14 protein-coding genes are annotated in these 14,957 nt (G+C 33.3%); 12 read left to right on the plus strand and 2 right to left on the minus strand.

Features of this window, described 5'->3' with window-relative positions:
* Positions 1 to 10: 10 nt before the first annotated feature.
* Positions 11 to 910, plus strand: coding sequence for a tRNA (adenosine(37)-N6)-dimethylallyltransferase MiaA (gene miaA / locus ACY0M5_RS18840; protein ID WP_461630216.1), 900 nt, complete (start codon positions 11 to 13; stop codon positions 908 to 910).
* A 42-nt stretch (positions 911 to 952) separates the two neighbouring features.
* Here miaA and ACY0M5_RS18845 read toward each other — a convergent pair whose 3' ends face one another.
* Both ACY0M5_RS18845 and ACY0M5_RS18850 read right to left on the minus strand, forming a co-directional pair.
* Positions 953 to 1,630, minus strand: a complete 678-nt coding sequence (locus ACY0M5_RS18845) for a response regulator transcription factor (RefSeq protein WP_461630217.1) — start codon at positions 1,628 to 1,630, stop codon at positions 953 to 955.
* Positions 1,631 to 1,649: 19 nt separating this feature from the next.
* Positions 1,650 to 3,032 carry a sensor histidine kinase gene (locus tag ACY0M5_RS18850; RefSeq protein ID WP_461630218.1) on the minus strand — a complete coding sequence of 461 codons (1,383 nt, stop codon included), beginning with the start codon at positions 3,030 to 3,032 and terminating at the stop codon, positions 1,650 to 1,652.
* A gap of 486 nt (positions 3,033 to 3,518) precedes the next feature.
* Between ACY0M5_RS18850 and ACY0M5_RS18855 the strand changes: the two genes are divergently transcribed.
* The 11 genes from ACY0M5_RS18855 to ACY0M5_RS18905 all read left to right on the plus strand — a co-directional run bounded on the left by ACY0M5_RS18855 (position 3,519) and on the right by ACY0M5_RS18905 (position 14,715).
* On the plus strand, positions 3,519 to 3,650 hold the full coding sequence (locus ACY0M5_RS18855) for a hypothetical protein (protein ID WP_461630219.1): 132 nt from the start codon (positions 3,519 to 3,521) through the stop codon (positions 3,648 to 3,650).
* A gap of 237 nt (positions 3,651 to 3,887) precedes the next feature.
* A complete protein-coding gene (locus ACY0M5_RS18860; protein WP_442913391.1) occupies positions 3,888 to 4,052 on the plus strand; it encodes a ComC/BlpC family leader-containing pheromone/bacteriocin in 165 nt (54 codons plus the stop codon).
* Between the two features lie 79 nt (positions 4,053 to 4,131).
* Entirely contained in the window at positions 4,132 to 5,412 is a 1,281-nt protein-coding gene (locus tag ACY0M5_RS18865; protein WP_461630220.1) for a radical SAM protein, read from the plus strand.
* Between the two features lie 6 nt (positions 5,413 to 5,418).
* The gene (locus ACY0M5_RS18870; protein ID WP_461630221.1) at positions 5,419 to 7,755 is read left to right on the plus strand and encodes an outer membrane beta-barrel family protein; all 2,337 of its coding nucleotides are present in this window, start codon (positions 5,419 to 5,421) and stop codon (positions 7,753 to 7,755) included.
* A 23-nt stretch (positions 7,756 to 7,778) separates the two neighbouring features.
* Positions 7,779 to 8,264, plus strand: coding sequence for a hypothetical protein (locus tag ACY0M5_RS18875; protein WP_461630222.1), 486 nt, complete (start codon positions 7,779 to 7,781; stop codon positions 8,262 to 8,264).
* Between the two features lie 458 nt (positions 8,265 to 8,722).
* Positions 8,723 to 8,974, plus strand: a complete 252-nt coding sequence (locus tag ACY0M5_RS18880) for a hypothetical protein (protein WP_461630223.1) — start codon at positions 8,723 to 8,725, stop codon at positions 8,972 to 8,974.
* A 648-nt stretch (positions 8,975 to 9,622) separates the two neighbouring features.
* A complete protein-coding gene (locus tag ACY0M5_RS18885; protein ID WP_461630224.1) occupies positions 9,623 to 10,672 on the plus strand; it encodes a radical SAM protein in 1,050 nt (349 codons plus the stop codon).
* Between the two features lie 96 nt (positions 10,673 to 10,768).
* The gene (locus ACY0M5_RS18890) at positions 10,769 to 12,097 is read left to right on the plus strand and encodes a S41 family peptidase (protein ID WP_461630225.1); all 1,329 of its coding nucleotides are present in this window, start codon (positions 10,769 to 10,771) and stop codon (positions 12,095 to 12,097) included.
* Between the two features lie 1,068 nt (positions 12,098 to 13,165).
* Positions 13,166 to 13,423: a hypothetical protein gene (locus tag ACY0M5_RS18895; RefSeq protein ID WP_461630226.1), complete on the plus strand. Its 258-nt coding sequence runs from the start codon at positions 13,166 to 13,168 to the stop codon at positions 13,421 to 13,423.
* Complete coding sequence (locus ACY0M5_RS18900; RefSeq protein ID WP_461630227.1) at positions 13,389 to 13,562, plus strand: DUF4377 domain-containing protein; 174 nt, start codon at positions 13,389 to 13,391, stop codon at positions 13,560 to 13,562. The genes ACY0M5_RS18895 and ACY0M5_RS18900 overlap by 35 nt, the downstream gene beginning before the upstream one ends.
* A gap of 34 nt (positions 13,563 to 13,596) precedes the next feature.
* Positions 13,597 to 14,715, plus strand: a complete 1,119-nt coding sequence (locus tag ACY0M5_RS18905) for a M12 family metallopeptidase (protein ID WP_461630228.1) — start codon at positions 13,597 to 13,599, stop codon at positions 14,713 to 14,715.
* The last annotated feature ends 242 nt before the right edge of the window (positions 14,716 to 14,957 follow it).

The following is a 14,957-nucleotide window of genomic DNA, read 5'->3' on the forward strand; positions in this document are numbered from 1 at the left end:
TTAACTTTAGATGTCTAAAACCCTGATTGTTTTACTGGGTCCTACAGGTGTTGGCAAAACCGATTTAAGCATTAAAATCGCGCAACATTTCAATACAGTAATCTCATCATCCGATAGCCGTCAGGTTTACCGGGAAATGAGCATTGGAACTGCAGTACCTGAAAAAGAGCAATTGGAGGCAGTAAAACATCATTTCATTCATACTCATTCCATTCACGACTATTTTAGTTCCTGGGAATGCGAACAACAGACCTTAGACTTACTGGATCATCTTTTTAAAACAAAAAATGAAGTCCTTTTAGTAGGTGGAAGTATGATGTATATCGATGCTATCTGCAATGGTATTGATGAAATTCCGACTATTGATCCGGATTTGCGCAATGAAGTTGCAGAGCGTGCCCAAAAGGAGGGAATTGAATCATTGCGCATGCAGTTAAAACAACTCGATCCGGTGTTTTACGATCAGGTAGATTTGAAAAATGCAAAAAGAGTGATTCATGCGGTTGAGGTTTGTTTAATGACTGGTAAACCCTATTCCGAACTAAGAACAAACACCCGGAAAAAGAGAGATTTTAATATTGTTAAAGTCGGCTTAAACCGGGACAGAGCAGAATTGTATGCAAGAATCAACTTACGGGTTGATTTAATGATGAAAGAAGGTTTACTTGAAGAAGCAGAAACCTTATTTGAATACCGTCATTACAACTCGCTAAACACAGTTGGCTACAAAGAACTATTTGAATATTTAGAGGGAAATATCAATCTTGATGAAGCCATTGAGTTGATCAAAAGAAATTCGAGAAGATATGCAAAACGCCAACTCTCATGGTTTAACAGAGACAAAGAAATTGAATGGTTTCATCCTGATCAGGAAAAAGAAATTATGCAATATTTAAAAAGGCAGCTTTAGTAGGAGTCAATACTAAACACGAATCATTCAGGTCTTATATCCTTAGTAATTAATCATATACCCTACTCCTCTTATGTTCCTGATTTTAAGAGAAGAATTATCTTTAAACAAATCTCTTAATTTCGATAAAATATTGTTTAAACTGGCACTGTTGTGCGTTTCCAAAGAATGATTCCATAGCTTTTCAGCAAACTGCTCTTTAGTTACTATTTCATTGGGATGCTCCATTAACACTGCCAAAGCATTCTTCTCAAACGGACTCAGTTTCTTAATTAACTGCTTCTTATAAAAAAACTTATTTGTTGATAAATTTAGCTGATAACCAGCCAATTCTATTATTTGTGGCAAGCCTGTTTTTAAAGCAAAACGTTGAATGTAAGATGCTAGTACAGGTATAGATAAAGGTTTTGTCAGGTATGCGTTCCCCCCAATGCTTATTCCCTTGGTTATAAAATCATCTTCGGTATGTGAGGATACAAACAACAGAGGGATTCGCGGGTGTTTTGCCACAATATCCTTTGCCTTTTCAATGCCATTGTCGGCTCCTATTTCCACATCTAAAATAATAATATCCGGCGCAAGAGTCTCTACAATCGAATCAATTCCCAGCAGTGTGTTTTGGAAATGCACTTTATAATTATAATCTGTCTCTAGTATGGTCGTAACAAAACTTCCTAAATTGAGATCATCATCCACAAATAATACTTTTAATTGTTCCATTTACACTTCTTTTAATAGCTTAAACAATAACTTTTTCAGGAAGAACAATCCAAAATGTACTGCCTTTTCCAAGCTTACTTTCTAATCTGATGCGCCCTTTGTGGGCTTTTACGATTTGTTGGGTAAAAGCCAAACCAATACCATGTCCTTTGCTGTTGTTATCTGCGCGGTAAAATTCCTGAAAAATTTTCCGTTGTTCTTTTTGAGGAATCCCTTTGCCCGAATCTGTAATACAGATGTGTAATTGTTTTTGTTCCCGAATGGCTTTAATTTCCAGTTTTGCAATTGCATCTGAATACTTAAAGGCATTATCCAACAAATTTCGCAAGGCTGCTTCGAAATAAAGTGGATCTACATAAATATCCAAATTTTCAGAAATGGACAACTTGCATTCAGCTTGTTTGTCTTGATAGACGACCTCAAATTCCAAGAATAAATCCCTGCACTTTTGCGCCAGATTGAATGGCGCAGCCTCCAATACAATTTTCTTTTTCTTCGCACGGAATAAGGTTAATAAAATCTCCATTTTGTGTGTCAATTTGGAGACATTACTACTTGCACTCCTGAGCTGTTGCTGTATGGCGGGCTGTTGTTCTTTGCTGGCCAGATAATCCAATAATGTATAGACATAAGATAAAGGGGTTTTTAAATCATGTACCATACCACTCACGGCTCGTTCACGCCACAACAGTTGCGCCACCTGTTTTTGCAACGCCCACAAAAGCCACAACATAAAAACAGCAACTAAAATAACAGCTAATGCTGATATGCCTATAGAATATACCATTTCCCGTAAAAAAGGAAAGGTTTTCAACTGAAAATCGGCGGTAAAAATATAGGTCTCTTTTGTGCCTAAGGGAATACGTACATGCAATGTGGAGGGTGAGTTTATACTTACTTTCCCCATCGATTTCCCCTGATGCAAACTATCAATGGACAAACCATTTTTCACGAGCTCCATACAATAAGCTCGTATCCTTCCGATTTCATGAAAATTATTTTGAAACAATGAGTCTACAATACATAGATGAAATTTTTCTTTCTCTAAACTTTTATCTGCAAATGAAGCTTCGATCAATTTTCCTAATGCAAAATCAGGCATATATTTTTTTGTGCTAATTTCAGATCTACCCAATTCAACCGAAGTATCTTTATCTGTTTCTTCATTTGCTGTTTCGTCCATTAAAACAGTAGCCATATCTGGTTTTGTAGGATTAGGAGTGCTGTATCCTTGTAAAGCATGAAAATTGATCATGCCTTGCAAGGTGCTTTCCAGCTTCGATGTAAACGTCTGTTTTTCCTGCTCCAATTGTCGCCATAGCCACAAACCCTGCGAACCAATAAGCACTACAAGCACCAGTACTGCCATTATACTGAGTCGTTTGAACAATTTACTTTTCATCTGTTAATGATTTTCTTGTTAAGGTCAGATGGAACTTATCCTATAATCATCTCCCTGCATGCAAAAAACTTTACACACGGACTTTTCACAAAATAAAGGTATATTACTTTTCATAAGAAAATCATTATTTTATCATTAGAACAATTCTAAATTGTGTTTTCAATCAAAAAAATACATTTCCTTTCTAACCAAAGCAGACCTCTTTTCCAATCAAGTTGCTATAGGAATCTAATCAGATGATTAAACAAGAACCAACACTTGCTATTTGCAATTTTCATTGGATCTCCTTGTCTCTCTTCACTATTTTATTCAATGTCTATTTTGTTTAAAAACTTATCATTTCGACTTTTTTTTGATTAGAAAACCGCCTGTTATTTGATTAGCTTTCTAATTGCAAGCAGTTAGAAAGTTAATCGTTTTTTTAGATTTTATGTTCTAATTTTAAAAGAGTTCCAAATGAATACTTCACTTAAAAAAGTAAAAATCATGAAAACGAAAAAAGACAGCAAAGTAATGGAGGTATTAAACCGAAACAAATTAGGCCAAGTAAAAGGCGGAGAAGATAGAGATTACTACACAGTTATTATTGATGGAAAAGAGGTAAGAATATATGTGTAGTAAAAAAGAATCTAACTAAACTGAGAAATTAACCCAATATAATATGACAATCTATTTTTTAGGAAAAAATAACTTAGGAAAGTAGCCGCCCCGGATTACGCATGAATATAAATCCATCCTCTACCGGAGGCGGCTATAGTAGCCATAGCTACCTGTAAGCAAGGACAAAGCTACTAGAAAGAGGTGAATTTTGCAATTGTGAAAGGAATGGACATTTAGAAAAAAAATACCAACATTATGAAATTTAAAATTTTAAACCAGCCTGAAACTCTTGATAATGAAACCCTAAGCCAAATAAAAGGAGGTGGTTGTGGATGTCAATCATGTAATCATTGTAACTGCAAAAAAAATAAAGGCGACTTAGAACCGGGAAAAGATAGTTACTCTATCTCGCTATCCTAAACAATTAAGGCTGTCAAGTTAAAAAAAAGAATCTTGGCAGCCTTACAAATCGCAAATTCTATATAAATTCACACATCTCATGATCTGGTCAAAATACAATTTTTCTTTTGAAAAAGAACAAATTACCTATTTGTACAATTCAAGGACAAATGCACTGATTTCAACAACAGAAGACGAAACTAAAATAGCTTTAGATCAAGCAAAAGACGGAAATTTATCAATGCTAGATCCCGACTCCTTAGCTTTACTAAAAAATGGTAAATTTATTTCATCTCAAGAGGATGAGGACTCCTTTTTTTACGAAAAAAAACATAACTACTATACTTCCGTTTTCTCTAAAGAAATACTAAATTTAACAATATTAACAACCCTTAACTGCAATTTTAAATGCCCTTATTGTTACGAAAAAGATACTTTAAACACCCAAAATCTATCTCCTGAAATTGAAAAAGCAATAATCTATTTAGCGAAGAAATTCCCAAACATTAATAAAATCAAAATAACATGGTATGGAGGAGAACCCCTTTTAAATTTTGATTCAATAAAGAGACTTACGTTAGAACTTGAAAAACTAAAAAAACCTATTGAACACAACATTGTGACCAATGGTTATTTATTAGATGACAGAATGTCTTTTTTTAACACACGAAACTTAGAAAGTATTCAAATAACAATAGATGGTTTAGCAGAAACTCATAATAAAAAACGAATTCTAAAAAATAATAACGGAACATTTGATAGAATACTTGCAAACATTGAAAACTTCATTAAATTAAATTCTGCATGCAAAGTATATATCCGATGCAACATTGATGAATCAAACGAAAATGAATTTAGCCAACTGTATCATTTTTTAAACAAAAAATTTAATTTTGAAAAAAGATTAATTATATACGCTGCTTTCGTCCGAAATGACAACGGCAGATGCAATAATGTTTTTATTGACAGTGATAAAGAAGCTGAATTTTTCATTCGGAATTTTAAAAAAGAGAACATTAAAAATTTAAGCTTTAAACCAAGATTAACATTAGGTGGTTGCGGAGCTAATAATCTTCTTTTCTTTGTTATCACTCCTAATGGAGATATGTATAAATGCTGGAATGACATTGGGAGATCTGATTATCAAATAGGAAATATACTTGATAATGGGATCTATCTTAACGAAATTACAGATAAATACCTTTTAGGTCCAAGTATATATACAGATCCAGAATGTAAAAACTGCTCTTTTTTTCCAATATGTAGTGGTGGTTGCTCCCATAAACGAATTCAAAACCAACTTCATAATGAGAAATACAATTTATGTACATACGCAAAAAATCATCTCGAAAAGTTTCTTGAATTAAATTACTTAAAATAATAGTTAATGTATCGGTATTTACTCACCTTATTATTTATAGTTCAAACTTTTGCCTCCTACCCCTCAAATCTGAGGGGTAAGGTTATCGATGATCAAGCTATTTCTCTAGAATACTTTACTGTTGCAATTCTACTCCCTCAGGATTCAAGTATCATAATCGGGGGAGCTTTTGTAGATGGTTATTTTGAATTTGAGGATCTTAAAGTTGACCAATGTCTTATTCAAATATCCAGCGTTGGGTACCAAACCGTAACTCAAAATATTAATTTTTCAGCAATCAATTCTATCGATATTGGAACCATTCAAATGAAAAATTTAGAATTGAATGAAATCACCGTTTTTGCCAAGCGACCAACTTTTAGGCAAGTTGAAGGTCGCTTGCTTATTGATGTAAAAGGCACTGCATTGAGTGAAGCTGGTGATCTCTTTGATGCTCTGAAAAGATCACCAGGTTTAGTAGTAGATAACAACAACAACATTACCGTATCTGGAAAAGGAACTCCCATTGTTTTTATCAACAACCGTGAAGTTCAAAACAAAGCCGAAATTGAAGCTTTGCAATCCGATGATGTTATGAGTATTGAGATTGACAGGAATCCTTCAGCTGAATACAGTGCTTCGGGAAATGCAGTTGTGAGAATCAAAACAAAAAAAATTACAAAAGACAAAGTCAACTTACAGGTATATCACCGGGATTATTTTGCCAGAAAATTAAGCACCCAAAGTGGTATACAGCTCAACAGTAAAATCAACAAAACTTCTGCGTCTATTAATTATTCATACCGAGATTTCAAATCAAAAAACTTTGAAGATGCGTACGAAATAAACACTCATAGTGAATATACAATATCTAACAATAACTCAACCATCCGAATTCCAAAAACAAAATCCCACAATATGTTTTTATCACTCAATCAGGAAATCAATAGTAAAAACAATCTCGGGTTCCAATATTCGTATATTTCTACTAACAAAAATCAGGATTCCGATTCGAAACAAACCATCAATAAAACAAATGATGGAGTTACCAATCGAAATATTTTAAAACACAGGGATGAAGATAAAAACCTGCACATTTATAATCTGAATTACCAATATGATATTGATAGTACATCTTCTTTGTCCATTATAGGTGATTACTCAAGCTCTGCAAATCATTCAACTGAAGATATCGGTGAGTCGAATATCACAAGTAATTCAAATTTGAAAAGTTTGATCGATAATCAAAATAATTACAATATATATAGTGGGAAACTAGACTATAAGATTTGTGTCTTCCAATCAATAAATTTGCAAACAGGAGTAAAAGCATCAAAAGTCACGAACAATGGTAAAGTTACTTCAGTGAATCAAATCACCGCAACAGAAAACTACCAAATTAATGATAAAATTGATGACCGTATAAGTGCTGCTTATTTCAACTTAGAATCAAAACTAAATAATTTCAAATTAGAAGCTGGATTTCGTTATGAGTATACCGACACCGAAATATCTTCAAACGAAAAAATGGTTCTCGATTCAACTTACGGGCACTGGTTTCCTTCTGTCTTAATCAACAAAGAATTTTCCGATCATGTAAATGTCACATTGAGTTATGCTAAAAAAATTGACCGACCAACTTTTAATGAATTAAGTACCGACATAACCTATTTTGATGCACTATCTTATAGTACCGGAAACCCAAAAATAAAACCAACAATCAGTCACAATCTTGACCTTAGTTTTGGTTTGTTCAAAAATCTCTCGGTTAATTTTGCTTACTCCTATGAAAAAAATGCACGCATACTAAGTGCTGTAAGCGATAATTCAAATCCAGACATTGTGAAATATACTCCGGTAAACATTAGTCAGGCGGAATACCTTAATTTGAACATCGATTATAATTATTCAGGAAAAAACCTAAACAGCACTTTTAGCTTTGGAGGGAAAAAACCATTTATAGAAATTCCATATATGAATGAACTACGAAAAATCCGAAACTCCTCGTGGTACTTTCAAACCAATAACGATTATTCAATTACATCCAGAACAAGTATTTTTGCAAATTACCTATATAATAGTAGCAGTAAAGATTTAATGACGCATTTTGAGAGTTCTTCCAAGTTGTCTGTTGGTGTAAATACTTCTTTTTTCAGTAAAAAGTTAAACGTTGCAATAATGGCGAATGATATTTTCGACACTTCCGATAATTCATGGGAAGATAAATATGGGAATATCGTTGCAGGCTCAAATCCTGATAATGATAACACATGGGTGAGATTTTCCATAAAGTATAACTTCAATAATTTTAAAGGGGGAGCTAAAAAGAAATCAGCCAGCGAAAGTGAATTAAATAGATTGTAAATGTCAACTTTAAAAAAAACACCATGAGTACATTAAAAAACCTGATCAGCACTCACTTAAGTGCAGAACAAGTAGAGGCTGTTAATACGGCTCTCGCGACTTTAGAAACAGCCTTGGCTGCTAAGGTGAGTATTCTTAGTGGAGATGAACGCCGCAAGTATGGTAGTATAAGCGAGCAAAACAAGCTGTTTGTAAATAAGGTAAACGATTATGCTATAAGTCAAACTGCCTTACGAAGTCCTGATGTTGATTGGGATGAGTTTGCCAAAGACTTTAATAGCCGTTCTGTTTTGGAAGGAACCATTGCACGTTTGCAAAATTTGCTTACAGGTATTAGTAATTCCAAAACTTTACACGACTACGACAACTACCAGGCTGCTTTAGATGATTATGCCTATACCAATTACAAAACAGGAACGTCTGCCCCTGGGTATGAAGCCAAACGCATTGAGCTGAAACAATTCTTCAGCCATACCAAAAATGTTGACGAAAAGGTAATCGTTGAATAAATAATAGCTTACCGTTCACGACAAAACTTGATTCCAAGAACTAATACAGAGAGTCTCACTAAAAGTGAGGCTCTCAGTCGGTAGAAAACTGTTTGTATTGGCTTTATAATAGGAATAGTACGGTTCAGCATCAAAGAACTCTGCTTATTTATCAAAGCGTTGGGGTTAGCTAAGGTAAATTTTGGGGTTAGGAAGCGTAATTAAGCTGTTCTGCACCCAAACAAAAGGGTAAGAGAACGTATAATTTTAGGTTTACAACCCCAAACTTATATTCTTAAATCCCAACGGAAACATGGGGAACCGAAGGGGAAACATAAGGAGGCTAAAAAGAATGATAGATATACGTAAAAATTAGGTTCGCAAACCTCAAAGATGGAGTCATAAACCCCAATGGAATAATAAATTAAGGACAAAAAGTAAATATTGAACTGGAAGGTTATCCTGCAAATAATTTTGGTTTGCTAAAAGGAGAAGTCTCTCAGGTATTCCCTACCCCATTAGAAACGAATGAAAAAAGCTATTTTATTGTAAAAGCAACATTAATCAATGGAATGAAAAGCACTCAAAACAAATGCATTCCATTTTATCCAAACCTGAAAGGGAATGCAAAAATAACAATTGGAGAACACCGTTTGCTTGAAAAATTACTTTTTCCAATTGTCAGTATTTTTAAATCAAAAGAACAGTCGCGAGAAAATCTAGAAAACTAAATTAAAAGATCTGTATCAGTCAAAAAAAACTCTTATTGTTGAATAGTCAGTATAAAAGTATACCGGTTGCCGAAAAGGTTATAGAGTAGGTGTTATTTAATAATCAAAAGAAATGAACAAAATTAATTTCTTAGAAGATCCGAAGGTTGATCAACATCAAGACAAAAGAATGTTTCCTCAGATGTTTAACCTTAGCGACACTGAGCTTTCAGATGCAAAAGGAGGAACTCAATCTCTAAATTATGATTGTGATGCCGTATGTTTACCATCAGAACATGGTGGAGGAACTTGCAGTTGCCTAAGTAATTTATGCTAAAATTTACTATTCAAATTGAAGATCGATTTCTATCGATCTTCTTTCCATCTTAATTTATAAAAATGAATTGGTCCAAATATAATTTTCTTTTTAAGTCCCGGCAATACGGATATTTAATTTATAATACACTTACAAATAGCTTCGCTGAATTAGATGAATCAACATTCAATAAATTTGAAAAGCTTCAAAATGACACCAAAACGATCAATAACTATTTTTCCCAAGAGGAAATAGAAAAGTTACAACAGGCTAAAATAATTGTAAATAATGATTACGATGAATATTTAAAAATCAAACTTAGCCGGCATATTAAAAGGTTCGACAAAAGCTTAATGACACTAACAATAGCTCCAACCTTACATTGTAATTTTGCATGCAGCTATTGTTTTGAAGACGCTCGCCCTAAAGTTTATATGACCGACCAAATCGAAAATGATATTATATCTTTTATTAAAAGACATGCTGAAGTAAAAAGACTCTCAATTACATGGTTTGGAGGGGAACCTTTATTAAGTTTCGATAGAATTGAATCATTAACAAAAAAAATAAAATTACTGGAAATAAATTACTACTCGTCAATAATAACAAATGGTTATTTATTAACTCAGGAAGTTGTTAATCAATTACATGGATTAAAAATAAGGCATGTACACGTAACAATTGATGGTCCTGAAAGCATTCATAATAAAAGAAGACCTCATATAAAAAAAACAGATTCTTTTGATGTTATATATACAAATATACTTCGGCTTAAACCATTAATACAAGCTCAAAAAATTGCTTTAACTGTCAGGGTTAATGTGGATCATACCAACGAAGATCATTATCATGAAATTTACAAAAAAATCAGAACTGACTTTACCGGTCTTGAAGTATCAATATACGCTGGTATTGTAAAGAAATCGTATGGTTCCTGTTCTTCCGTTGATGATATACTGATGGACAATCAGGAACAAGCAAACTTCAATATTGAACAATTCTCTAAATACGGAATCAAAAACTCTAATTTCTTTCCCATAAAGGTTAGCGGGGAATGTATGGCTCGTCAGCTTTATGGATATTTGATTGATGCAAGAGGAGATATTTACAAATGTTGGACAGATGTTGGTAATAAAAAGGAAGTTGTAGGAAATATTTCAAATAACAACGCCATAAACCCGACAAAACTAACTCGGTACTTAACTGGCGCAGATGTGTTTGACAAGCCAGAATGCCAGGAATGCTTCTTTTTACCAGTATGTGGAGGGGGGTGTCCGCATCTTGCTCTCAAAAAAAAGTTCGATGGTAACCCTATCGATTTGTGCCTTGTAGCAAAAGATAATTTAAGAGAGTTTCTGGAAATTTATTACGAAATTATAACTAAAAAAACAAAGACAATATAAAAACGTTTTATTTTCACACTATTCAATCTCACCTACTTAAACACCAATAATTATTGTTTAAGTAGGTACTACTCCTAATTAACCAAGCAACCTTCCATGAAAAACTTTATTCTTCTTTCATTTGTATTTCTGATTACCTACAATGCATGTAGTCAGAAATACATTCCAGACTACTTTTCAAACAGCGAAATAAAAGATGATTTTCAATTTTTAAAAGAAAAATGTACAAGTATTCATCCTAAATTCTTAGACGAAAACTTCTCAGAATCGTGGAGCAATACCTGCGACAGCATTCTAAACACTCTGCCAGACAGCATATCCATTACTGGTAGTTTTGTGTTAATGGCAAAACTTTTGTCGGGAATTGAAGACACACATACAGGATTTAATTTCCCTATTGAAGAGAGGCAAAAATACATGTCGAATGGAGGCCTTTGTATGCCATTTACAATTCTGGTTAAAGACAATAAATTATTTTTAAACCAGCACTTGAGTGAAGATCAAAATCAGCACTTGAGTGAAATTGAAATAGTATCAGTTAATTCAATAGATTCTAAAAAAATACTCTCTGATTTAAGAAGTATTGTTGGTGTTAAGAATAGGGAATGCGGAGATCATGCAGTAGAAAGATTCTTTAACATGGGCTTTTGGGTTCTTTATGGAGAATCAGAAAAATTCCATATCAAAACAGCCTCTACAGATTCAATTCTTATTATAAATGCAGTTACTAATGATCAGTATTTCTCTCGAAAAAGTCAATATCCAAATCCAAAACAAGACCAATATGAATTGGAGTTTTCCAAGAATAATCAAGTGGCACGCCTATCCATAAAGTCCTTCTTTGGTGATGATACATTCTATTCCTTTCTTTCCAACTCTTTTGATTCAATAAAACAAAAAGAATGTTCTACCTTAATTTTAGATGTGAGGAATAATCCTGGCGGAAGAAGCCGTGCCGTTGACAGTCTTCTAAATTACCTGACATATAAACCATACTGCCAATATGCATCTATTGGTATTCGTGTAAGTGATGAAATAAAAACCCTATACAAGGCAAGAAATCCACAATTGTATAATATTATAAATCATTTAAATGATGATACAATTTACAACTTAAAAGACAGCACTTTAATACATATTCCTAATCCTAAAAAATCGTTATTTAATGGAGATTTATTCGTTATAATAAATGAAAGAACAAATAGTGCCGCAGCTACATTTGCAGGAATTATAAAAGAGAACAAACTAGGTGAAATAGTAGGCAATAAACCTACAGGCGAGCACCTAAAATACTATGGTGATTATATCACTTTTAAGCTTCCTCATACAAAATTCGAGTTTTTTGTATCACCAAAGGAATTTATCCAATTTGGCGGAACCAACTACGATACCGGGGTAAAGCCTGATACCTCTGCCTTGCCTTAAATAGAATACAAATGGGAATTAGTTCAGTCTGCAGTATTCTTTCCCTTACTCGTAAAACCCCTTCCCAAACACACCAAACTCATCTTTCCTCAGTACTTTGTGTTTCCAAACGGCATCCATAAATCCGATGCCATAAGCGAACAACTAAACAAAACTTGCAGCAAGCGCTTTTATTGCAATGGCAAACTATTTGCTCTTGTGAGTACATCAGCAAACACAAGAATAGCGTACAAAAGAACTGGAAAAGCAAAAATTCTGTGGACAGCTATCACTAAAACGAATGCTCCAATTGTTGCCACAACCACTATACCTGCAAAAAAATAATCATTGCCTTGTATGTGAAAGGCTTTACACACGAACTTTTCGCAGAATAAAGGCATATTACTTTTCATAACAAAATAATTATTTCATCATTAGAACAATTCTAAATTGAATTTTCAATCCAAAAAATACATGTTTTTTTCTAATCAAAACAGCCCCTTTTCCTAATCAAATTGCAATAGGTATCTTATCCGGTGATTAGAAAAGAACCAACACTTGCTATTTGTTATTTTCAACAGCTCCCCTGTCTCTCTTCACTATTTTGTTCGACATATATTTTGTTTTAACTAATCATTTCACCTGCTTTTGATTAGAAAACAGCTTCCAATTTGCTGAGATTTCTAATCACAAGCAATTAGTAAGTTAATCGTATTTGTTGAATTTAGGTTTTAGTTTTAAAAGAAGTTTACAACGAATATTTCATAAAAAAAAGCAAAGCATTTAAGACTCTAAATCAAAATGAATTGGCACAACTTAAAAGTAGACAATAATATTATGTTGTTATAGATGGAAAAGAGGTTAGGATATATGTATAATAGAAAAGAATCTAACTAAACAGAGAAATTAACCCAGTATAATATGACAATCTACTTTTTAGGATAAAAAAATATGGAAAGAAGCCTCTGTAGGTTAACAATAAGACAAACAAAACCTCTTCAGAAAGTGACAATAGTAGTCAAAGCTATCTGAAAATAAGGGCTAAGCTACTATACAGATTTTAACCTTACATAACTAAAAAGTATTAAAATGAAAAACAAGAATAGAGATTTAAATGCTAAACGAATGCTTTCACCATTGTGCCTTGTCTTTGCCTTTATTGCAATTCTTGTCACAACAGGATGTAATAACAATAATAATTCAAACGAAAAAACGACAATAATTAATATTGAGTCTGAAACAATATTAAATGGTACCATCCCTGACTCACCTGATTTGGTAGAGTGCATGGAAGCAACCGACGAAAATACCAATGAAAAATATTATCTGGCATTACATCATAATTAAAGGATTTGAGTATGAAAAAGGATATAGATATCGACTCAAAGTCATAATAACCCAAGGAGACTCAAGACTGGATATACCAACAGAAAATTTTAAACTTATAGAAATACTATCAAAAATAAAGATTCAAACTGACAAATAACAACAATCCCTTTCCCCATTAATAAATTCATATTATGAAAAGAAACATTTTAAATTCAACTTTAATAGTAAGCTTATGCTTAGTATTATTTTCGTGTTCTCAGGAAGAAATAGATGAAACGACAAGTAAAGTAACTTATTCTCCGGAACTAATAACCCTTGAATCAGGAGTTGTCGTAGAAAAGCAAGGAGATAATTATCTTTGGGAAGGAGATATCCTATTATCTCCCATCCAATTAAAAGCATTGAATGACAGTGGAACAATATTTATTGAAGCAACAAAAAATCCGACACCAATAACTTCATTAAATCCTGTTACAAACCTACCAGGAAATTTATCTTCTGAAAATGGAGAACAGACAAAAGCTTTAGGTATATATCCTACGGCATATAATCTTTGGGCTATGGTACGTTTTACATACAATGCTAATTTAACCCCCACCCAGAAGTCTCGTATTAAAACAGCTCTTTTGGACATTGAATCAAGAACTAATATTAGATTTTACAACGCAACCGGGCAACCAACCGTTGATCCTACATATGGTTTTGCTTATCCATATGTAGACTTCAAAGCCATAGGAAATGAAGATACCAGTCAGTCATATATTGGCCGAATTGGAGGAAGACAAGAGATTAGTCTTGCTGATTTTGCTTTCTATTATTACAGTACTGGAGTTATAGAACATGAAATATTACATGCATGTGGTATGTTACACGAACAATGCCGCAAAGACAGAGACAATTATGTGACTATTAACTCATCAAATTTAACCTCAAAAGGTAAAAGTCAATTCACTAAAAGAACTACTAATTATCATATGATTGGAAGTTATGACCTTAATTCAATCATGGGTTATTCTTCAATGACATCCAGTCGGAGTGTAGTTGTAAGTACAAGTGAACCAATGTACACAAAAAAAGATGGTAGTCATATCCATCAAGGAAGTATTCCGTCTGATTTAGACAGACGTTGGGTTAATTCCTTATACTTACCCTATATTGCCCGGTCTGATGTGTACCGTGAATTAGATGCTGTTGTATATAAATCTGACAATACCGTTATGACAGCATCGGAAAGACTATCCTTGCAAGCTCAGTTAAATAATGGGGTTTCAACCCCTCCAGCGGGTGGCCGAATATCTAATGAATTTTAAGCAGGCATAATTTATTAATTTTACATATTGCCGGGAACGTTTTTGGGGGAAATGGATTTACTCCCGGCAATTTTTTTTCATCCAAATATTCCTAAAATATACAAGAAAAAACAATCTACAAAAAATCAATTTTCTGGCGAGAAGTTTGATCAAGCCCAAAACCATTTTGTAAATAAAAAAAATCTGCAAGTCGATTTCTATTACAAATTTTCTCTTTATACGTTACTTATAAACACGCAACC

The organism is Labilibaculum euxinicum (assembly GCF_963678175.1).
GTDB classification, from domain to species: domain Bacteria; phylum Bacteroidota; class Bacteroidia; order Bacteroidales; family Marinifilaceae; genus Labilibaculum; species Labilibaculum euxinus.

Excerpts from the sequence above, each read along its gene's own strand:
- ACY0M5_RS18890 (WP_461630225.1), top strand. The coding sequence starts at position 10,769 with ATGAAAAACTTTATTCTTCTTTCATTTGTATTTCTGATTACCTACAAT.
- ACY0M5_RS18860 (WP_442913391.1), top strand. The coding sequence starts at position 3,888 with ATGAAATTTAAAATTTTAAACCAGCCTGAAACTCTTGATAATGAAACC.
- ACY0M5_RS18875 (WP_461630222.1), top strand. The coding sequence starts at position 7,779 with ATGAGTACATTAAAAAACCTGATCAGCACTCACTTAAGTGCAGAACAA.
- ACY0M5_RS18845 (WP_461630217.1), bottom strand. The coding sequence starts at position 1,630 with ATGGAACAATTAAAAGTATTATTTGTGGATGATGATCTCAATTTAGGA.
- ACY0M5_RS18885 (WP_461630224.1), top strand. The coding sequence starts at position 9,623 with ATGACACTAACAATAGCTCCAACCTTACATTGTAATTTTGCATGCAGC.
- ACY0M5_RS18895 (WP_461630226.1), top strand. The coding sequence starts at position 13,166 with ATGAAAAACAAGAATAGAGATTTAAATGCTAAACGAATGCTTTCACCA.
- miaA (WP_461630216.1), top strand. The coding sequence starts at position 11 with ATGTCTAAAACCCTGATTGTTTTACTGGGTCCTACAGGTGTTGGCAAA.
- ACY0M5_RS18865 (WP_461630220.1), top strand. The coding sequence starts at position 4,132 with ATGATCTGGTCAAAATACAATTTTTCTTTTGAAAAAGAACAAATTACC.
- ACY0M5_RS18850 (WP_461630218.1), bottom strand. The coding sequence starts at position 3,032 with ATGAAAAGTAAATTGTTCAAACGACTCAGTATAATGGCAGTACTGGTG.
- ACY0M5_RS18870 (WP_461630221.1), top strand. The coding sequence starts at position 5,419 with ATGTATCGGTATTTACTCACCTTATTATTTATAGTTCAAACTTTTGCC.
- ACY0M5_RS18900 (WP_461630227.1), top strand. The coding sequence starts at position 13,389 with ATGAAAAATATTATCTGGCATTACATCATAATTAAAGGATTTGAGTAT.
- ACY0M5_RS18855 (WP_461630219.1), top strand. The coding sequence starts at position 3,519 with ATGAAAACGAAAAAAGACAGCAAAGTAATGGAGGTATTAAACCGAAAC.
- ACY0M5_RS18905 (WP_461630228.1), top strand. The coding sequence starts at position 13,597 with ATGAAAAGAAACATTTTAAATTCAACTTTAATAGTAAGCTTATGCTTA.